The 20184-nt window shown below is 65.0% G+C and carries 12 protein-coding genes; 1 reads left to right on the forward strand and 11 read right to left on the reverse strand.

The annotated features are described in order from the left end of the window. Positions 1 to 2 precede the first annotated feature (2 nt). The 5 genes from AC56LW_RS01315 to AC56LW_RS01335 form a co-directional block, all read right to left on the reverse strand. Complete coding sequence (locus AC56LW_RS01315) at positions 3 to 1307, reverse strand: DUF6630 family protein (RefSeq protein ID WP_499630874.1); 1305 nt, start codon at positions 1305 to 1307, stop codon at positions 3 to 5. A 598-nt stretch (positions 1308 to 1905) separates the two neighbouring features. Next, positions 1906 to 2874 (reverse strand): HDOD domain-containing protein, encoded by a 969-nt coding sequence (locus tag AC56LW_RS01320; protein WP_499630876.1) that lies wholly within the window; start codon positions 2872 to 2874, stop codon positions 1906 to 1908. 172 nt (positions 2875 to 3046) lie between these two features. Beyond that, on the reverse strand, positions 3047 to 3577 hold the full coding sequence (locus AC56LW_RS01325) for an AAA family ATPase (protein WP_499630878.1): 531 nt from the start codon (positions 3575 to 3577) through the stop codon (positions 3047 to 3049). After that, the gene (gene pnuC, locus AC56LW_RS01330; protein ID WP_332531091.1) at positions 3574 to 4167 is read right to left on the reverse strand and encodes a nicotinamide riboside transporter PnuC; all 594 of its coding nucleotides are present in this window, start codon (positions 4165 to 4167) and stop codon (positions 3574 to 3576) included. Before pnuC ends, AC56LW_RS01325 begins: the two co-directional genes overlap by 4 nt. A 15-nt stretch (positions 4168 to 4182) precedes the next feature. Beyond that, a complete protein-coding gene (locus AC56LW_RS01335) occupies positions 4183 to 6321 on the reverse strand; it encodes a S46 family peptidase (RefSeq protein ID WP_499630881.1) in 2139 nt (712 codons plus the stop codon). A 175-nt stretch (positions 6322 to 6496) separates the two neighbouring features. On the opposite strand from AC56LW_RS01335, the gene AC56LW_RS01340 reads away from it, so the two are divergent. Next, positions 6497 to 7804 (forward strand): GGDEF domain-containing protein, encoded by a 1308-nt coding sequence (locus AC56LW_RS01340; protein ID WP_499630885.1) that lies wholly within the window; start codon positions 6497 to 6499, stop codon positions 7802 to 7804. Here the strand turns inward: AC56LW_RS01340 and AC56LW_RS01345 are convergent. The 6 genes from AC56LW_RS01345 to sppA form a co-directional block, all read right to left on the reverse strand. Further along, positions 7801 to 8763, reverse strand: coding sequence for an HDOD domain-containing protein (locus tag AC56LW_RS01345; protein ID WP_499630888.1), 963 nt, complete (start codon positions 8761 to 8763; stop codon positions 7801 to 7803). The genes AC56LW_RS01340 and AC56LW_RS01345 overlap by 4 nt on opposite strands. Before the next feature lie 46 nt (positions 8764 to 8809). Beyond that, on the reverse strand, positions 8810 to 10264 hold the full coding sequence (locus AC56LW_RS01350; protein WP_499630891.1) for an efflux transporter outer membrane subunit: 1455 nt from the start codon (positions 10262 to 10264) through the stop codon (positions 8810 to 8812). A 5-nt stretch (positions 10265 to 10269) separates the two neighbouring features. After that, entirely contained in the window at positions 10270 to 13551 is a 3282-nt protein-coding gene (locus tag AC56LW_RS01355; protein WP_499630894.1) for an efflux RND transporter permease subunit, read from the reverse strand. Further along, on the reverse strand, positions 13548 to 16643 hold the full coding sequence (locus AC56LW_RS01360; protein ID WP_499630898.1) for an efflux RND transporter permease subunit: 3096 nt from the start codon (positions 16641 to 16643) through the stop codon (positions 13548 to 13550). Before AC56LW_RS01360 ends, AC56LW_RS01355 begins: the two co-directional genes overlap by 4 nt. A gap of 31 nt (positions 16644 to 16674) precedes the next feature. Beyond that, complete coding sequence (locus tag AC56LW_RS01365) at positions 16675 to 17997, reverse strand: efflux RND transporter periplasmic adaptor subunit (protein WP_499630901.1); 1323 nt, start codon at positions 17995 to 17997, stop codon at positions 16675 to 16677. Between the two features lie 289 nt (positions 17998 to 18286). Continuing rightward, positions 18287 to 20143: a signal peptide peptidase SppA gene (gene sppA / locus AC56LW_RS01370; RefSeq protein WP_499630904.1), complete on the reverse strand. Its 1857-nt coding sequence runs from the start codon at positions 20141 to 20143 to the stop codon at positions 18287 to 18289. Positions 20144 to 20184: the final 41 nt, after the last annotated feature.

The raw sequence follows: 20184 nt of genomic DNA on the forward strand, positions 1-20184 counted from the left end.
GGTCAGTCCTGGTAGACGGTTTCGGGCGCGCGCGTGCGTATGCCCAGGCTGTTGCTCAGCTCAATCAGTTCGGCGTGGTATTCGGTTTTGACGACAACGGCGTGCCAGGAATCGTCGTCGTTATCGAGGTCCACCAGGCAGTAGCCGCGCGGCTGTAGCCATTGTGCGAATGCCAACAGGCCGGCACTGCATCGGGCTGGACCGAACGGTGGGCCGGAGGGCCCGTCGAATTCACCGACATCACGCTGCTCGGCCAGCTCACCAGCCTGATGCAGCGCCGTTTCGTCGTCCTTGATATCCGCGTGGATAGCCTGAATCTCATCGCTGAGGGCCTCCAATAGTGCATCGATACGTTCCAGCTTGCGCGGTTTTCCAACTGCATCAAGAACAGACTCCGTGACGTCGATATTACCGTCGCAGACTAGCTCAATCCAACGCGCGATGCCCTTGCGCCTGGTCTTGGTAAGGTCGGCCTTCTTCGGTAGCGGCGGCGCAGTGACCGCGACACTGGCGCCAACACCTTCGGCACGCCATGCATCACGCGTGTGACGCAGATGAGCGCGATAATATTCCACAAGATCGCGTGGGTAATAAGGATGGTCGCTGAAAGTACGATCATCGATATCGTAGGCACACACGACCAGGGCCACTTCAAACGCAAAATCGCAGAAAATCCTGTCCTTGGCAGACCGGGACACCAGACCAGGTTTGCATCCCCACGGGCGCAGCATTCGGCACCAATTTCTCATATGGCGCTCCAGTCCTTCGGCGCGCTTTTCGGGTGCAGAAGCGACTATCCGCAATACCGGCTCCATCCATATGGCCGCATTTTTATCGGTCTTGTATGTCTGTTGAATAGCGTGATCGGGGACAAAGGCCTTGATCAGAACATCCATGAGGCAAGACTGCCGCCTCCCATCGGGAGCAAGAAGTTTTCGGAACAGATCGAGATGATCTGGCTCCGGCAGCAGTAACAGCGCCAGCGCAGTAAAAGCGGTATCGACACGCCTCTCGTCTTCAACTGCGTAGAAATTTCTATGATCATCTGCACCATTGAGACGGACGAACTCGCTGTTGGTTGCCATAACTGGGGCGCGAGCCACGATCTCTTGTTGGATCACCTGTATCGCATCACCGATTCCATATTGATGCAGAACGAGATCCCGGTACGTTCCTATCGTTTGCAGCTTAAACCACACCTCTTGCTTCAAAGACTCAGGTTTATACGTCGTAATTATTTTCTCTGTATGCAACGTTTCCATCAAAAATTGATTGTAGCGATCAAGATTCCCGACTGGATCACGCATGATTTTTTTCGTTCCTGAGGAGTCCATTTTCCCTTGACCTCTGCACCTCTTTGGCTATCCCGAATTATATTATGATAGATCGTCCCACGCTCTTCGGCGATTGCGTGGGCATACGGAATTTTAATTGGCCGTGATTTCCACAGTCGCGTAAAAATAATAGTGGCCCATCTCGCGAGCATTGCAGACCATCGGACGACTGACATTCCCTGCGTGAGCTATCGTGGAATATGCATCGCGAATAGAAACGGTGATGCCAAGTCTGTTGATAGACCAGTCATCATCGATTGATCGGGCTTTTTATATTCACAGTGAATAAAGTCGGTTCTGTCGAATTGGCAAACCCTGGCGAGACGGTCCGGTGAACTGCAGTGTCCAACCCAGGATCCCTTGACAGGCACAACTTCGATGGGACGCGCTTTCCGGTCGATATGATCCTGCTCCGCATCGCAGAACGGAACAGATCACTACTTTGATGTAACTGACTGCCCGTGCACGGGAATACCAAAGTGCCAGCTATTGACCGATCTGTCGGTTGGACAAGGAGGGGCTCGAGCGTGATGCCACGCTCTCCTGCCGCACGCCTTGACTCACGCAGGACTTATTCCGACAACTCCAGCAACTTGCCCAGACACCGCCGCTCAAATCCGTTCAACCCCTGCATCACCAGCGGATCATCATCACCGATCACCCCAGCGTCCAGCAGCAAGCGCAGCGTCGCGATCCGGTCACCCAGCGCCAGCGCCTGCGCCGGATGCGAACCCTCCGGTTCATGCGCCTGCGCGATCGCCTTGACGACATCCGGTGGAAAATCCCAGTGGCTGGCAATCACCGATGACAGCTCGCGGCTGGCGGCAAAGAACGCGATGCCGAATTCGCCGGACCCCGGCACTTTGCCTTGGCAGACGCGGTCGGCCACCTGAAACGCCACCTGCAAACCAAGGTTCTGCATCAAGCCGGACAGGTAGGCTTCGAACACGCCGGCTGACAGCCCCGGCGCCATGACGCTGGCGGCGAATGCGCAGCGTTCGGCATGCTTCCACACGATCGGTGCGACCTGGCGCGCCACGCCCTGCACTGTCACGCGCAGCAGCGGCCTGAATGCGATGCGCGCGAGCAGCATGCGCAGGCCGTTCAGGCCCAGCATCGTCACCGCCCCTTCCAGCGTTTCGATGGGCGTCACCGGGCGGTAATAGGCGCTGTTCGCTTCGCGGATGACTTCGGCGACCAGCACCAGGTCGCGTCCCACCTGGGCCGACAGCGCGCCGGTCGAGATGTTCTCGTCCGACAGCGAGGTCAAAAGCTGCGCGATGAGTTCGGGGATACGTGGCACCAGGCCGGCCGCGCAGACCGGATCGGCGGCGAGCGAGCGCACTTCGCGCAGGATTTGTGTCTCCTGTTCGGGCGACGCCTTGCAGCGGCTGCTGGCCGTCAACCAACGGTAATAGGTAGCCTGGACCTCGGTCGCGATGGCTTGATCGTCGTCAAACGTCAGCGTTGCGCTGACCGGCGCCGGCGCGATGGTTTCCTTCTCGGCGCTACCCAGCAAGCGACCAATCCAATTTTTCATCGCGTCCCGCCCCGTGTTCAGAAAGTGGCATATTGTAATGCCACAAAGAAACAAAGCGACGTGGCCATGAAACTATTTGCCGTCACCCTGCACGTCTCTGTCTTATCGGCGCAGCGCGCGACAAGCACATGATGGCGATCAAGCGTCGTGGAAAGCTTGCCGACGATATGACTTACGGTGCACCCAGCAGCTGTTCCACCTGCCGCAAGCGTTGCGGCAGGTCCCCTGCCAGCAAGGTGTAGGCAATGCCGCGCGTGGCGAGCGTCTCGAGCAGCAGCCGGTGCACCATCTGGCGCACCTCCTCGGATTCGCGCTGCAGGCCATCGGGCTCCCACGGGCCGTCGGGCGCCGTCACCAGCGTGATGGCGTAGGCGTGACGCGCGGCGAGCTGCGCCAGTTGCGCGTCCACACGGTCCCAGTACACGCGGCTGTACAGCGCCGTCATCAGCGCCGTCGTGTCGCAGAACAGGTAGCGCCGCGCGACGCCGGCTGCTGCATCTTCGCGCGCCAGTTGCGTGTGCGCGATGCCGAACTGGTCTTCCTCACGCGGCACGCGCGCATGGACGTCGACGAATTCGCGCAGGTATTCCGGCACCCAGACGGTGTCGTAGCGGCGCGCCAGCGCTTCGGACAACGTGGACTTGCCCGACGATTCCGCGCCCAGGATTGCAATCCTGGCCACACCGGCCACCGGCATGTTCATGTCCGCTGCTCCACATGCGCCGCCCAGGCACGCAGCCCGGCAATAGCCAGCAGCACGAACACGCCATACAGCACCGCCGTGAGCATCAGGCCCTTGTAGACATACAGGCCGACATACAGGATGTCGACCGCGATCCAGATGTGCCAGTTCTCGAGCTTCTTGCGCGCCAGGAGCAGTTGCCCCATCAGGCTGCCGGCGGTGAGGAAGCCATCGGCGTGTGGCACGTCGGTGTCGGTGAAATGATCGAGGAAGGTCGAGAGCACCACGAAGCCGGCGAACCAGGCGACGAGTACCCAGGCGCGGGTACCGGGATTGAGGCGCTTGACAACCAGCGGCCCATTGCCGGCGCCGCGCAGCCACATGGTCCAGCCCCAGATCGACGCGATGATGAACACGAACTGCAGCCCCATGTCGCCATACAGCCGCGCGTCGAAAAACACCACCGCGTAGGTGGCGGACGACGCGATCGAGAACAGCCAGGCCCAGTGTTTCTGGCGGATGTTGAGCACGACGGTGATGACGGCCAGCAGGAACGAGATCAGTTCGAGTGGCGACGTCGTCAGGCCGGCAAGGACAAGGGGTTCGTTCATGCGGACGTACCCGGCTTACTTCTTCGGATACTTGATCGTCATTTCCTTGAGCAGGTTGTCGGCATGGTCGACCTCCTTCATCACCCACAGCATGTAGCGGATATCCACGTGGATCGCGCGCGTGATGGCGGTGTCGAAGTACCAGTCCTTGGTGATCGATTCATAGGTCGAATCGAAGTTCAGGCCCACCAGCTCGCCCCGCCCGTTCATCACGGCCGAACCCGAATTGCCGCCCGTGGTGTCGGCGCTCGACAGGAAGTTGACCGGCACGGTGCCCAGCGCCTTGTCCTTGAACACGCCGTAGCGCTTGCCCTGAATCGCTTCCTTGAGCGCGGCCGGAACGATGAATGGATCCTTGTCGGTTTCCTTCTCAAGAATGCCTTCGACGGTCGTGAACGGGCCTTTCAGCAGGCCGTCGCGCGGTGAGTACGGCGACACCGTGCCGTAGGTCACGCGCAGCGTCGAGTTGGCGTCCGGGTAGACCGGCTTGCCCTGCGACGTCTTGAACGCGATCACGGCCGCCATGTATTGCGGGATCACGCGTTCGAGGTTGCCGTCGATCTCGTTGCGCCCGTTTTCCAGCACCATGCCGGCGTCGTGCAGGCGCACGGCCAGCGCGATGAACGGATCGTTCGAGGCGCGGAAGGCCTGCGGGTCCTTGCCGATCCAGGCCAGGCGCTTGGCGGTGTCGGCCAGCTCGCTGCTGCGGTACATTGCCGGCAGCGCCGCTTCGGTCGGCAGCAGCGCGTCGAGACCCTGCGGGCGCACGGCGCCATCGATACGCGCGTAGCGGGCCAGCGCGGCCTTGTAGCGCGCTTCGTCCACGCTCGGGACGAACGATTGCTCGAGCCGCGTCAGGCGCGCCTTGATGAACGACAGGTCGCGTTCCTGGTAGCCGCCTTCGCGCTGCGCATCCGGCTTCTGGCGTTCGAGGGCCAGGCGGTACAGCGTGCGTGCGCTCTTGAGCAGGTCGCTGTGGGTCGCTTCATTCCACGCAGATTCCTGGCGTTGCAGGGCCATGTCGCGGGCGATCACGGCGTCCAGTTCGGTCAGCAGGTTCTTGTTCGCGCCGGCATGGCTTTGCTGCCAGGTGCGGAACTCGGCGTCCTGCACGTCCTTGATGGCGGCGATGTCCTTGCGCGCGAAGCCGTCCATCAGGCCCTGCGTCTTTTTCAGCACGTTGTTCAGGCTCTTGGCCACGCTCGCATAGCGCACGTCCCAGGCCGGATTATCCTTGGTTGCGGCGGCGATGGTGGCCAGGTCGGCCGTGATCGTGGCTGCCTTGGCCGGGAAATCGACGTCGCGCGCGAAGCGGATCTCGCTTGGCAGCTTGTAGCGGCTGGTGCGGCCCGGATAGCCGGCCAGCAGGATCGGATCGCCGTTCTTCAGGCCTTCGGCCGACACCACCAGGAAGTCCTTCGAACGGTATGGCACGTTGTCCGGCGACGGGTCGGCCGGACGGCCGTCCTTGCCAACGTAGGCGCGCAGGAACGAGTAATCGCCCGTCTGGCGCGGCCACTCGTAGTTGTCGATGTCGCCGCCGAAGTTGCCGATGCGGTCCGACGGCGCGTGCACCAGGCGCACGTCGCGGATCATCAGCTGCTTGATGCGGTAGTACTCCAGGCCGCGGTGAAACGCCGGCACCGAGCAGCGCGTCGATTTGTCGGTCTCGCATTCGGCGATCAAGGCCTTCACGCGCGCGGCCACCAGTGCATGGCGCTCGCTGCCCGACAGCGTGGGGCTCAGGCCATCCAGCACGCGCTTGGTGACGTTCTCGACCTTTTCGGTCACGTAGATCAGCGTGTTCGGGCCGCCCGGCAGTTCTTCGGCGCGGGTCCTGGCCAAAAAGCCATTGACGATGTAGTTCTGTTCCGGGGTCGAATTGCGCTGGATCGCGCCGTAGGCGCAGTGGTGGTTCGTGACCACCAGGCCATCGGGCGAGACGAACGAGGCCGAGCAGCCACCGAGCGACACCATGGCGCTCATCGGATGCTTGCTCAGGTCGGCCAGCTTCGAAGCCGGCATCGTGATGCCGATGCGCTTGAGTTCGGACGAGAGCTGCGGCAGCTGGTGCGGTTGCCACTGGCCTTCGTCGGCAAAGGCGGCGGTCGCGGCGCCCAGGAGGACGACAGGCAGGAAAATCGATTTGAACAAGACAACACCCTGGATGAAAAAAGCAATGCGGGAGTATATCGCCGTTGTATCCCCACCGTGTCGATTTATGGCGATGCGACCGCCGCACCGGTCGCGTCAACACTGCGTCATATTGGTCTGGCAAGATGTAATATTGTCGTTTTGCAAGACGGGCATCCAGGAAAGGCATGCAAACATGACAAGCGAGGCATCACTGTACCGACATACTGTTCTGTATCTCTGCCAGAGTTTCTTCATCAAGGACAACCGGGCAGAGTTGCTGCTGCACGCGCACAAATACGATTTCGACATCCGCTTCTTCAGCGAACTGGCGCAATTTATCGCAGCCGTCGACGCCGATCGCGGCACCAGCCTGTTCGTGATCGACCTCGATACCCTGCACAATATGCAGGCCGACCTGCAGGATGGGCGCAAGACGCTGATGCTGGGTGAATTGCTGGCGCGCCTGCCGCCCGGTCACAGCTATGTGTACCTGCAATCGAGCCGCCAGGGCAGCCGCTTCCTGCTGCAGCAACGGCTGGTCGACAGCCATTGCCTGGCGTATGCCGAAAAGCCGATCGCCAACGATGTGCTGGTCGACAAGCTGTTCAACCTGTTCGTGCAGAGCAAGCGGGGCGACGCCGTCACACTGGTCACGCTCGGCCTGCCCGGCAGCCTGGATGACGCGGCGCTGCGCGACCAGCGCATCGACGTCAGTTACCACGCCGACCCATCCACGTTGCACCTGCGCGTCAAGGAATTGCAGCCCGATCTGGTCTTGATCCCCGACAGCGACTACCTGCGGGTGGACGCCCTGGCGCGCGTGATGCAAAAGAATATCGAGGCTGACCCGGTGCGCGAAATCGTGCTGCTGCAGCGCCGGCCCGACGACGCCCTGGCCCGGCGCGCGCTGGGCGATGGCTTTGACGCCGTCCTGCCCGACACCGGCTCGGGCATGCTCGAAGCGCAACTAGCCAACCGCGCGGCCAAGATCCGCGTCAACAAGGATTTGATCGGCAAGGACCGCGCCACCGGCCTGCTCAACAAGGTCGGGCTGCGGCGTAAAACACAGGACCTGATCCGCCAGGCCACGCTGGAAGACAAACCGTTGGCATTTGGCGTCATCGACATCGACAAGTTCAAGACCATCAACGACACTTGGGGCCACCATTTCGGCGACATCGTCATCAAGCGGCTATGCCTGTGCCTGGCGCCGCAGATGGGCGAGCGCGATCTGCTCAGCCGCTTTGGCGGCGAGGAGTTCGTGGTGGTATTCTGGGACTGCACGCTGGCGCAGGCCTGGCCGCGGCTGGACGCGCTGCGCGCCGCCTTCGGCGCCATCGCGTTCCAGGTGGCGCCGGGCGACGAGCGGCGCTTTTCGTTCAGCGGCGGCCTGGCCGCGTTTCCGGCGCAGCGCAGCGAAAACGAGCTGTTTGTCCAGGCCGACGCGATGCTCTACACGGCCAAGCAAGGTGGGCGCAACCGGATCTGCCCGGCGCCCTAAACGCGGATGTCAGCCAGCTTGCCCAGGCAGCGCCGTTCAAAGCTGTCCAGACCAGCGCTGACGAGGCTGTCGTCCTCCGCGACGACATGCGCGTCGATCAAGAGGCGCAGCTTGGCGATCTGGTCGCCCCGCTCCAGCGCCCGGGCCAGCGCCGAGGCGGCCGGCGTGCTGGAAGTGGCGATGGCTTGCACGACATCCGGCGGAAACTCCCAATGCGCCGCGATCGACGCAGACAGCCCCCGGCTGACGGCAAACAGCCGGGCGCCGAATTCGCTCGAGCCGGGAATCTTGCCCGCTTCGGCCGCGCGCTCGGCCAAGCGGAAGGCCACCAGCAAGCCCAGGTTCTGCATCAGGCCAGCCAGGTACGCTTCGAACACACCGGCAGCCATGCCCGGCGCCATCAGGCTTGACGCCAGCGCACACTTCTCGGCCTGGTGCCACACGAGCGGCGCAGCGTGGCGTGCAAAGCCGGTGTCGGCCATGCGCAAGAGCGGCCGGAACGCGATCCGCGCCAGCAGCATGCGCAGGCCGTTCTGACCGAGCATCAACAGCGCGGCATCGAGCGACTTGATGGGCTGCAGCGGGCGGTAATAGGCACTGTTGGCTTCGCGGATCACCTCGGCCACCAGCACCGTGTCGCGCTCGACCGAGCGTGCGAGCGCGCCCTGCGACACGGCGTCGTCGGCCAGGTCGCGCAGCAGTTCGGGGATCAGTTCGGGGATGCGCGGCACCAGGCCACTGGCCGCGCCCGGGTCGAGCGCCAGCGTGCGTACCAGGTCCAGCAGGTGCTCCTCGACCTCGGGCGTGGCATCGTAGCCGGCCGAAGCGGTCAGCCAGCGGTAATACGCGGCGTCGACCTGCACCGCAAGGTCGTGCGCCGCTTCGCCGGCCGGCGCTTCGCTGGCATCAGGGGCCGGCGCCTTGTCGGCGCCCAGCATACGGTCAATCCATTTTTTCATAAAGTCGCTCGGGCCTCGGATGCGTCATTGTAAGCCCTGGCCCGGCTTAATTGACAATTGGCGGTGCGTTGTTCACCTCTGCGTCGGTCCAGCCGCCGCCCAGCGCCTGGATCAGCGACACCGCCGCCGTCTGGCGGTCGGCCTGCACCTGCACCAGCTGGCGACGCGCATTGAGCGCCGTGACCTGCGCCTGCACCACCTCGGTATAGCTCACCTGCCCCGCCTGGTAGCGGTTCAGGATCTGCTGCTCGACCAGGCCGGCCGCTTCTGCCGCCTCGACGCGCAACTGCTGCTGCTGTTCGAGCACGTGCGTGGCGGCCAGGCCATTCTCGACATCGGCGAACGCCGTCAGGACCACCTGGCGGTAGTTGGCCACGGTGGCCTGCTGGCGTGCCTCGGCGCCTTCGACGCTGGCGCGCGTGGCGCCGGCATTGAACAGCGTCTGCGCTGCCGACAGGCCAAACGACCAGGCCGCATTCGACAGCGAAAACAGGTCGCCCACGCGGCTCGTGTTGTTGCCATACGAAGCCGACAGCCCGAAGGTCGGGAAGTAGGCCGAGCGGGCGATGCCGATGTTGGCATTGGCCACCGCCACATCGCGTTCGGCGGCGGCGATGTCGGGCCGGCGCTGCAGCAGTGTGGATGGCACGCCGACCGGTACGGCCGGCACCACGACCTGCCATGGCGTGCTTGCCAGCGCAAAGCTCGACGGGCTCTGGCCAACCAGCACCGCGATCGCGTGTTCGAGTTCGGCGCGCGAGCGCTGCAGGCCAAGTGCATCGCTGCGCGCCGTGGCCAGCTGCGTTTGCGCCTGCAGCACGTCCGAGCGCGCCGAGACGCCGGCCGCGAAGCGGTTCGACGTGATCTGCAGCACCCGTTCGTAGCCCTCGATGGTGGCCGTGAGCATGCCGATCTGGGCGTCGGTCTGGCGCAGCGAGAAGTAGTTGATCGCCAGCTCGCCAAGCGCCGCAAGGCGCACGCTGGCCAAGTCGGCGGCGCTGGCCTGGGCGCTGGCTTCGGCCGCATCGACCGCCGTGCGCAGGCGGCCGAACACGTCCGGCTCCCAGCTTGCGCCGATTTGCAGGCGGTAGGCGCTGGCGGCGCCGCGATTATTGTCGCCGCTGCCACCGCCGGCACGGTCGCCGCCGGCGCCAAGCGACACCACCGGGAACAGCGACGCGCGCTGCTGCGCGACGATCGAGCGCGCCTGGGCATAGTTGGCCACGGCGACGGCAATGTTCTGGTTGGCCGCTTCCACCTGACGGCTCAGGCGATCGAGTTCCGGGTCGTTGAACAGCTGCCACCAGGGACCGCGCTCGAGTGCGTCGGCGGGCGCGGCAGGCTCCCAGCCCGGCAAGGGCGCGTTGACGCCCTTGTAGCTTGTCGGTACCGGGCCGGCCGGCAGCGCGGCAGGCCGTTCGTAAACGGGCCCGACGGCGCAGCCACCGAGGCCGAGGGCCATGGCGAGGAGGGTCAGGCGCAGGGAAGTCGAGATTTGCATGGGCATCATGGTTTGGCGAGCGATGGGCCGGCACCCGGCGTCGGATCGACGTCGTGCGGATGGCGGCTCAACGCGTGTTCATCGGGTTTGCGGGTGCGCAGCTTGTCGAGCAAGACATACACGACCGGCGTGGTAAGCAGTGTCAGGAGCTGGCTCGCGACCAGGCCGCCGATGATGGCGATGCCCAGCGGCCGGCGCAATTCGGAGCCTTCGCCGAAGCCAATCGCCAGCGGCAAAGCGCCCAGCGCGGCAGCCAGCGTCGTCATCAGGATCGGGCGGAAGCGCAGCATGCAGGCTTCGCGCACCGCTTCCATTGCGGTAAGGCCGCGTGCACGCTCGGCCTCCAGCGCGAAGTCGATGATCAGGATCGCATTCTTCTTCACGATGCCGATCAACAGGAATACGCCGATCAGCGCAATGATCGAGAACTCCATCTTGAACATCAGCAGCGCCAGCACCGCGCCCACACCGGCCGACGGCAGCGTCGAGAGCACGGTGATCGGGTGGATCAGGCTTTCGTACAGGATGCCGAGCACGATGTAGATGACGACGATCGCGGCCAGGATCAGCAGCGGCTGCTCCTGGCTCGACGCCTGCGCTGCCGCAGCGGTGCCCTGGAAGCTGCCGCGCACATTGATCGGCATGCCGATGTCGGCTTCGGCCTGGCGCACGGCGGCTTCGCCGTCGGTCAGCGTGAAGCCCTCGTTCAGGTTGTACGACACCGTGGTGGCCAGTTCGCCATCCTGGTGACTGACCGAGGTCGCGGTCGCGCTTTCGGCGAAGCGGGCAATCGCCGACAGCGGCACCATTGTCGCGGCGTTGTCGGCCAGCGCCTGGCCACCGGACGGATCGCGCGCCGCCGTCAGGCTTGCGGTCGCCGAGGTCGCCGCGCCCGCAGCACCGGCAGCGGCGGCCGTGCCGGTACTGGACGACACGACGTTCTCGCTTCCGCCGGCGGCCCGCGCCGGCACGTACACATCCTTCAAGGCTTCGGGCGACTGCGCATATTTCTGCGCCACGCCCATCACCACATGGTACTGGTTCAGCTCATCGTAGATGTTCGCCACCTGGCGCTGGCCGAACGCGTTGTACAGCGCATTGGTCACGTCGCGCGTGGTGATGCCCATGCGCGCTGCACTCTCCTTGTCGATCGTGACATAGGTTTCCACGCCGTTTTCGGCCTGGTCGGTGTCGACGTCGACCAGCGCCGGCTGCCCTTTCATGGCCTCGGCCAGCTTGGCGGCCCACTGCTTGAGGTCTTCCGCGTTGTCGCTCTTGAGCGTGTACTGGTAGGTCGAGTTGCTCGAGCGCCCGCCCATGCGCAAGTCCTGCACCGGATTCAGGAAGATCGTGATGCCGGTGACCTTGGCCAGTTGCGGCCGCAGGCGCGCGATCACGGCCTGCGCCGCGACATCGCGCTCGCTCACCGGCTTCAGGTTGACGAACATGAAGCCGCCGCCAGCGCGCCCGCCGCCCGTGAACGCGACGACCGTTTCGACGGCCGGATCCTTGCGGATGATCTCGACCAGCTGGTAAATCTTCTTCTGCATGGCCTGCGACGAAATGCTCTGGTCTGCGCGGATGCCGCCATTCATCTGGCCGGAATCCTGCTGCGGGAAGAAGCCCTTCGGCGCATTGGTGAACAGGTAGATGTTCAGGCCGACCGTAAACAGCAGGATGATCATGACCAGCACCTTGCTGGCCAGCGCCCAGTCAAGGGCATGTTCGTAGACGCGCAGCACGCGCGCGAAGCCGCCTTCGGACCAGCGCGCAAGACGCCCCGGCTTCTTGTCCTTGTCTTCGGGGCGCAGTAGCCAGGCGCACATCATCGGCGTCGTCGTCAGCGAGATCACGAGCGAGATCAGCACCGCGGCCGACAGCGTGACGGCAAATTCACGGAACAGGCGACCCACCTGCCCGCCCATGAACAGCAGCGGGATGAACACGGCCACCAGCGACAGCGAAATCGACAGCACCGTGAAGCCCACTTCGCGCGCGCCGAGCAAGGCCGCCGCCATGCGGTCCATACCATTTTCGATATGGCGCGCCGTATTTTCCAGCACCACGATCGCATCGTCGACGACAAAGCCGGCCGCCACGGTCAGCGCCATCAGCGACAGGTTATTGAGCGAAAAGCCCAGCGCATACATGACGCCGAAAGTGCCCAGCAGCGAGACGACCGTCGCCACTGCCGGGATCACGGTGGCGCGCAGGCTGCGCAGGAACACGCTGACCACGGCCACCACCAGCACGATCGACAGCACCAGCGTGAATTCGATCTCGTGCAGCGAGGCGCGGATCGAGTTGGTGCGGTCCGATGCGATCGCCAGCTGGATGTCCCCGGGCAGCTGCGCCTGCAGCGACGGCAGCAGGTCGCGGATGCCATCGACGGTTTCGATGACGTTGGCGTCGGGCTGGCGCGTGACCAGCACGATCACGGCCGGCTGGCCGTTGAACAGGCCCAGCGTGTAGATGTTCTCGGGGCCGTCGAACACGCTCGCCACGTCGGACAGGCGCACGGCGGCGCCATTGCGCCACGCGACCACGAGGTCCTTGTAATCGGCGGCGCTACGGCCATCGCCCCCGGCTGGCTGCGAATAGATCTGCAGGCGGTTGCCATTGCTGTCGATCTCACCCTTGGGGCGGTTCGGGTTCGTCGCCTGAATCGCGGCGCGCACGTCCTCGGCCGAGACGCCATAGCGGTTCAGCGAATACGGCACCAGCTCGACCCGCACGGCCGGCAGCGAACCACCGCCGATTTCGACTTCGCCCACGCCCTTGACCTGGGCCAGGCGCTGCTGCACGAGATTCGAGACCGACTCGAAAATCTCCGCCGGCGCCTTGGTTTTGGACGTCAGCGCCAGGATCAGTACCGGTGCATCCGACGGGTTGGCTTTACGGTAGGTTGGATTGCTGCGCAGCGTGGCCGGCAGGTCGGCGCGCGAGGCGCTGATCGCCGCCTGCACTTCGCGCGCGGCGGAATCGATCTGGCGATTCAGTTCGAACTGCAGGTTGATCCTGGTCGAGCCGGTGCCGCTGCTGGACGTCATTTCGTTGACGCCGGCAATCGCGCCCAGGCGCCGCTCGAGCGGCGTGGCCACGCTCGATGCCATCGTGTCGGGACTCGCGCCCGGCAGCGAGGCCGACACCGAAATGGTCGGATAGTCGACCTGCGGCAGCGGCGCCACTGGCAGCACGAAGAAGGCGGCAATGCCGGCCAGCGCGATGCCGATGGTCAGCAGGACCGTGGCGATCGGCCGTTCGACGAAGGGGCGCGACAGGTTCATGCGCCCGCTCCCTCGGTTTTGTGCGGCGCCTTGCCCGTCAGGCGCCGCGCGGTGCGGTCGAACGCCAGGTAGATCACCGGCGTGGTGAACAGCGTCAGGAGCTGGCTCAGGACCAGGCCACCGAACATCGCCAGGCCCAGTGGGCGCCGCAGTTCGGCGCCCTCGCCCGTGCCCAGCATCAGCGGCACCGCCGCGAACAGCGCCGCCAGCGTCGTCATCAGGATCGGGCGGAAGCGCAGCAAGGCCGCCTGGCGGATCGCGTCCAGCGGCGACTTGCCTTCTTCGCGCTCGGCCTCGATCGCGAAGTCGATCATCATGATCGCGTTCTTCTTGACGATGCCGATCAACAGGATCATGCCGATGATGCCGATCACGCCCAGCCCCTGGCCGCTGACCCACAGCGCCAGCAGCGCACCCACGCCGGCCGACGGCAGCGTCGACAGGATGGTCAGCGGGTGGATATAGCTTTCATACAGCACGCCCAGCACGATGTAGACGCAGACGACTGCCGCCATGATCAGCCACAGCTGGTTCGACAGCGACGACTCGTAGGCGCCGGATGCGCCCAGGAACGTCATGCTGACCGACGCCGGCATCCCGATGTCCACGGCTGCGGTGCGGATCGCAGCCACGGCATCGCCCAGCGAGGCGCCGGCTGCCGTATCGAAACCGACCGTGGCAGCCGGGTACTGCGCTACGTGGATCACCTGCAGCGGCGCCTGGCGTTCAGTGATCGTGGCCACCGCCGACAGGGGCGTCGACTGGCCCGAGCCGGTACGCAGTTGCAGCCGGCCCAGCGCGGCGATCGACATCGCCTCGTCCCGCTGCGCCTCCAAAATCACGCGGTACTGGTTGGTCTCGGTGAAGATCGTCGAGACAATGCGCTGGCCGAAGGCGCTGTAGAGCGCATCGTCAATTGAAGCGGCCGTGATCGACAGACGCGACGCCGTGTCGCGGTCGATGTCGATGAAGGCAGCCGCGCCGGTCGCGCCGGCATCGGTGACCGCCGTGCGCAGCTCGGGCAAGGTGCCGATCTTGGTCGTGAGCTTGCGCGCCCATGCGTTGACCAGCTCCGTATCGGCGCCTTCGACCGAGAAGCGGTACTGGGTCGGGCCGCTTTCGGCATCGATCGTCAGGTCTTGCGTCGGCTGCAGGAACAGCTGCAGGCCCGCGACATTAGCGACACGCTGGCGCAGCCGCAACATCGTCTCGGCCTGGTCGCCGCGGTCGGCCTTCAGGTTGATCAGCATGGTGCCGGTATGGAGCATCGTGTTGTTGGCTGCGTCGACGCCCACATACGATGCGACCGACTCGACCGCCTCGTCCTGCATGATGCGGCGCGCGGCTTCCTGCTGCAGCTTGGCCATGTCGGTGTACGAAATCGACTGGCGTGCCTGGACGCGCGCCTGCAGCTGCCCGGTGTCCTGGGTCGGGAACAGGCCTTTCGGGATGATCGTCCACATGACGGCGGTCAGCACGACGGTGGCCAGGGCCACCAGCAGCGTCAGGCCCTGGCGCTTCAGCACCCAGCCCAGCATCACGTCGTAGCGCGCAATCACGCGGTCGAAGAAGGCCTGGAACTTGACGGCGAAGCGACTTGGTTTTTCATTCTCGTGGCTGCGCAGCCAGCGCCCGGCCATCATCGGCACGAGCGTGAGCGAGACCACGCCTGAAATCAGGATGGTGATGGCCAGCGTGACGGCAAATTCGCGGAACAGGCGCCCGACCACGTCGCCCATGAACAGCAGCGGGATCAGCACGGCGATCAGCGAGACGGTCAGGGAGATGATCGTGAAGCCGATCTGCGTGGCGCCCTTGATCGCGGCGGCCATCGGGGCCTCGCCCTTTTCGATGTAGCGCGCGATGTTCTCGATCATGACGATCGCATCGTCGACGACAAAGCCGGTGGCGATCGTCAGCGCCATCAGCGACAGGTTGTTCAGGCTGTAGCCGAGCAGGTACATCACGCCGAAGCTGCCGATCAGCGAGATCGGCACGGCCAGGCTGGCAATCACGGTCGCGCGCAGGTCGTGCAGGAACGCGAAGATCACCAGCACCACCATGATCACGGCCAGCACCAGCTCGATCTGCACATGCTTGACCGAGGCGCGAATGCCCGTGGTACGGTCGCTCAGCACATCCATGCGCAGCGCGCTCGGCAAGCCGGCCTGCAGTTCGGGCAGGCGTTCCTTGATGGCGTCAACGGTGGCGATCACGTTCGCACCCGGCTGGCGCTGCACGTTCAGGATGATCGCCGGCTTCATATTGGCCCAGGCGCCCAGGCGCACGTTCTCGGCGCTGTCGACGACCTTGGCCACTTCGAGCAGCTTGACCGGCGCGCCATTGCGGTAGGCGACGATCAGGTTCTGGTAGTCGGGCACCGTGACCAGCTGGTCGTTGGCATTGATCGCGTACGAGCGCGTCGGGCCGTCGAAGCTGCCCTTGGCGCTGTTGGCGTTGGCGGCGGTGATCGCGGTGCGCAGCGTATCGAGGCCCAGGCCATACGATGCGAGAGCGTCGGTATCGGCCTGGATGCGCACGGCCGGCCGCTGGCCGCCCGACAGCGACACCTGGCCCACACCGGAGACCTGGCTGATCTTCAGGGCCAGGCGCGTGTTGACGAGGTTCTGGACTTCGGTCAGCGGCAGCGTGTCGGACGTGATCGCGAGCGTCAGCACCGGCGCATCGGCCGGATTGACCTTGGCGTAAACAGGCGGCGCCGGCAGGTCGGTCGGCAGCAGCGAACCGCCGGCATTGATCGCGGCCTGGACTTCCTGCTCGGCCACGTCGAGCGTCTCGCCCAGCGCGAACTGCAGCGTGACCATCGACACGCCGGCGGCGCTGGTGGAACTCATGCGGGTCAGGCCGGACATCTGGCCAAACTGGCGTTCGAGCGGCGCAGTAACGGTGCGCGCCATGACTTCGGGGCTGGCGCCCGGATACAGCGTCTGCACCTGGATGGTCGGGAAGTCGACCTGCGGCAGCGCGGCCAGCGGCAGGAAGCGGTAGCCCACCAGGCCGGACAGCACGATCGCCAGCATCAGGAGGGCCGTGGCGACCGGCCGCTGGATGAAGGGGGTCGAGGGACTCACGCGTTGCTCCCGTGCACCGGATACGGCACCATCATTGCGGTGCTCCCCGCGCCGGCCGGCCTGCGCCTTCGCGTCCGCCCTGCCCCGCGCCACGCCCGCCGCCTGGCTTGTCGCCCGGCAGCACGACGCTGGCGCCATCGCGCAGGCGGTCGGCGCCTTCGGTAATCACCTGCTCGCCGGCTTTCAGGCCGCTGGCGATCTGCACCTTGTCCACGGTCGCCTGCCCGCGCTTGACGGTGCGCAGCGACACGGTGCGCTTGGCGGCGTCGAGGACATAGACGAAGTCGCCGTCGGTGCCATGGCGCAGCGCCGTGACCGGCACCTGCACCGCGTTCTGGATCGTGTTGACGGTCAGGCGCAGGTTGACGAACTGGCTCGGGAACAGCTTGCCATCCGTATTCGTAAAGCGGGCCTTGGCGCGCACGGTGCCGGTCGACGTGTCGACCTGGTTGTCCAGCGCGATGAAGCTGCCCGTCGCCAGTGCATCGGTGCGGGTGCGGTCCAGCGCGGTGGCCGGCAGCTTCGCGCCTTGCGTGATGCGCTGCTGCAGCACCGGCAAGCCATCCTGCGGCACCGCGAATTCGACGTCGATCGGGGCCAGTTGCGTGATCACGGCGATGCCGGCCGTGTCGCCGCTGCCGACCAGATTGCCCACGTCGACCGTGCGCAGGCCAACGCGCCCGCCGATCGGTGCGCGGACGGTGGCGTAATCGAGATTGAGCTGGGCCGTGCCTTCGGCGGCGCGGTCGATCGTCGCCGTGCCTTCGAGCTGTTTGACCAGCGCGGCCTGCGTGTCGACTTCCTGGCGTGCGATCGAATCCTGTTCGAGCAGCGTCTGGAAGCGCTTGAGCGTGACGCGCGCGCTGTCGAGCTGCGCTTCGTCGCGCTGGCGCTGACCACGCGCCTGCAGCAGCGCCATCTGGAACGGGCGCGGGTCGATCGTCGCGAGTACCTGGCCCGGCTTGACCAGCTCGCCCTCGGTAAAGTGGATCTTCTGGACCACGCCCGAGACCTGCGGGCGTACCGTCACGATTGCGGCCGGCACCACGGTGCCCAGCGCTTCGAGCGTCACCGGAATGTCGGCCACCGTCGCAGTAGCGACACCGACCGTCGTCGCCGGGCCGCCCCTGCCACCGCCGGGGCCACCAGGGCCACGACCGCCACCGCCACCAGGGCCGCCTGCCGACATCCCCGGTCCGCCCGGGCCGCTGGCAGGTGCCGGGTTGATCAGCGTCCAGGCCAGATAGCCCAGGGCGGCCATCGACAGCACGGCAATGGTGCCGCCAATGACACGGGTGCGCTTCTTGCGCGGCGGGCGGCTGGTGGCGGGAGGGATCGGAGAATGCTGGTCCATGCTTGTCCTTGTCGATTTTTTTTGTCAATGCGTGCTACGCACTACTACTCACGATGACTGTAGCATGCGAATTTCACATGGAATGTTTCGTAACGTACATAGAATAGGGGGCGAACCGGCCTTGAAACGGCACCTTGCCAACTCACTTAACACCGATTTACACGGTTAGCCCCTGAATGGCAGCCGTAAACGGCAAACGGGCGCAACACCAGCGTGTCGCGCCCGTCCCGCCCTTGTCTCAATCAGTTACAAAGTCGCTGCATGTGGAGCATGCCCACGCCAGCGTACATCACCAGTTACCGCAGAAGCAGTGCGTGACGGCCGTAAACGGCTTGCGCTCGGTGGTCAGTTCCGACAGGAACGCCATATCGGCGGCAACCTGGTTCACGGGGCCTGCCGGAATCGCGTTCTCGATCAGGCCCAGCTTGACCTGGATCGTCATGGCCTGGGCCGCCGAGGCGCCCGCCATCTGCAGGAAACGCTCGACACGCGTCACCGGACGCTCGACATACACGACACGGTAATCCTTGCCCAGCTTGGCGCGACCGGCAGCCGATGCCAGCGCATCGTTGTAGCCGCCCAGGCGATCGACCAGGCCGCGTTCCTTGGCCTGGACACCGGTCCAGACGCGACCCTGCCCCACTTCATCGATCTTGGCCGGCGTGGTCTTGCGCGCCGCTGCCGCCTTGGTGGTGAAGTCGCTGTAGACGTTGTTGATGCTCGACTGGACCAGCTGCTGGAAACGCGGATCGAGTGGACGCAGCGGGTTGTAGGCGTCGGCCAGCCAGGTGGTGGTCACGCCATCGGTGTGGATGCCCAGCTTGGCGGCGACCTTGTCGGCCGTCGGCAGCAGCGCGAATACACCGATCGAGCCGGTGATGGTGGCCGGGTCGGCGATCACTTCATCGGACGCCATCGAGATCCAGTAGCCGCCGGACGCTGCCACGCTGCCCATCGACACGACCACAGGCTTGCCGGCGGCGCGCGTCAGTTCCAGCTCGCGCCGGATCAGTTCAGACCCGTAGGCGCTGCCGCCCGGCGAATCGACGCGCAGCACGAGCGCCTTGATGTTGTCGTCTTCGCGCGCCTGACGAATCAGGTTGGCCATGCTGCGCCCGCCGATCACGCCAGGGCCGCCGTCGCCATCGGTGATGGAACCGGCGGCAACCACGACGCCGACCGCATCGCCGAACTGCTTCTGCGGATGACGCGACAGGTAGTCGTAGAAGCCGATCTGGCGGAACGACTTGTTGTCGTCGTCCGGCGCGCCGCGCTTGATCATCAGGTCGCGCAGTTCGTCGCGGGTTTTCAGGCCATCGACCAGTTTTGCCTGCAATGCCACCTTGGCGGCGCTGCCGCCGGCATTGTCCATGCGCTCGGGGAGCGATTCGATCATGCCGGCAATCGCGCCATCGGGCAGCTTGCGGTTTTTCTCGACCAGGCCCGTGTAGCCGGACCACAACGCGTTGTACAGATAGGCGTCGGCTTCGCGCGCGGCGTCGGACGGGCCGTTGGCGATGTACGGCTCGGCGGCGCTCTTGTAGGTGCCGACCTTGATCAGGTTGACGGTGACGCCGACCTTGTCGAGCGCGTCGCGGTAGTAGTTGCGGCGCCCGCCGAAGCCTTCGATCATGACCATGCCCATCGGATGGACATAGACTTCGCTGGCGTGCGACGCGACCAGGTAGCGCTTCTGGTCGTAGCTGCCGCTCCAGGCAACGACCGTCTTGCCGCTCTTCTTGACGCGGTCGACCGCCGCGCCGATCTCGCGCAGCATGGCCATGCCGCCGCCCTGCATCTCGTCGAGCAACAGCACGACGCTCGAGATGTTCGGATCGCGCGCTGCCGCGTCGAGCACGACGATCACGTCGCGCAGGCGCACGGTGCGTTTGGAATCGCCGCCGACGTTGTCGAGCACCGCGTCGCGCAGCGTGGTTTCATACTGCTCGACCAGGTCGCCCCGGATCTCGAGCACCAGCGCCGTCTTGTTCGAGAGCGGCTTGACGCCGCCGCTGAAGAACAGCGAGACGACGATGATCACGATCAGCAGGAACAGCAGGTTGACGAAGGTGCGGCGGGTCACGTCGAGCGCGGTCCACAGCATGACGAACCCGCGCCGCAGGGCGCTCAGGGGCTTGAAGGCCATCGATACTCCATAAAAGGTTGTTGCATGGAAGGTTGATGCAT

This window comes from Telluria sp. LT2P80, from assembly GCF_059685955.1.

Bases quoted from the DNA above. Each gene is read 5' to 3' on its own strand.
- AC56LW_RS01315 (WP_499630874.1), bottom strand. From the start codon at position 1,307: ATGCGTGATCCAGTCGGGAATCTTGATCGCTACAATCAATTTTTGATG.
- AC56LW_RS01320 (WP_499630876.1), bottom strand. From the start codon at position 2,874: ATGAAAAATTGGATTGGTCGCTTGCTGGGTAGCGCCGAGAAGGAAACC.
- AC56LW_RS01325 (WP_499630878.1), bottom strand. From the start codon at position 3,577: ATGAACATGCCGGTGGCCGGTGTGGCCAGGATTGCAATCCTGGGCGCG.
- pnuC (WP_332531091.1), bottom strand. From the start codon at position 4,167: ATGAACGAACCCCTTGTCCTTGCCGGCCTGACGACGTCGCCACTCGAA.
- AC56LW_RS01340 (WP_499630885.1), top strand. From the start codon at position 6,497: ATGACAAGCGAGGCATCACTGTACCGACATACTGTTCTGTATCTCTGC.
- AC56LW_RS01345 (WP_499630888.1), bottom strand. From the start codon at position 8,763: ATGAAAAAATGGATTGACCGTATGCTGGGCGCCGACAAGGCGCCGGCC.
- AC56LW_RS01350 (WP_499630891.1), bottom strand. From the start codon at position 10,264: ATGCAAATCTCGACTTCCCTGCGCCTGACCCTCCTCGCCATGGCCCTC.
- AC56LW_RS01355 (WP_499630894.1), bottom strand. From the start codon at position 13,551: ATGAACCTGTCGCGCCCCTTCGTCGAACGGCCGATCGCCACGGTCCTG.
- AC56LW_RS01365 (WP_499630901.1), bottom strand. From the start codon at position 17,997: ATGGACCAGCATTCTCCGATCCCTCCCGCCACCAGCCGCCCGCCGCGC.
- sppA (WP_499630904.1), bottom strand. From the start codon at position 20,143: ATGGCCTTCAAGCCCCTGAGCGCCCTGCGGCGCGGGTTCGTCATGCTG.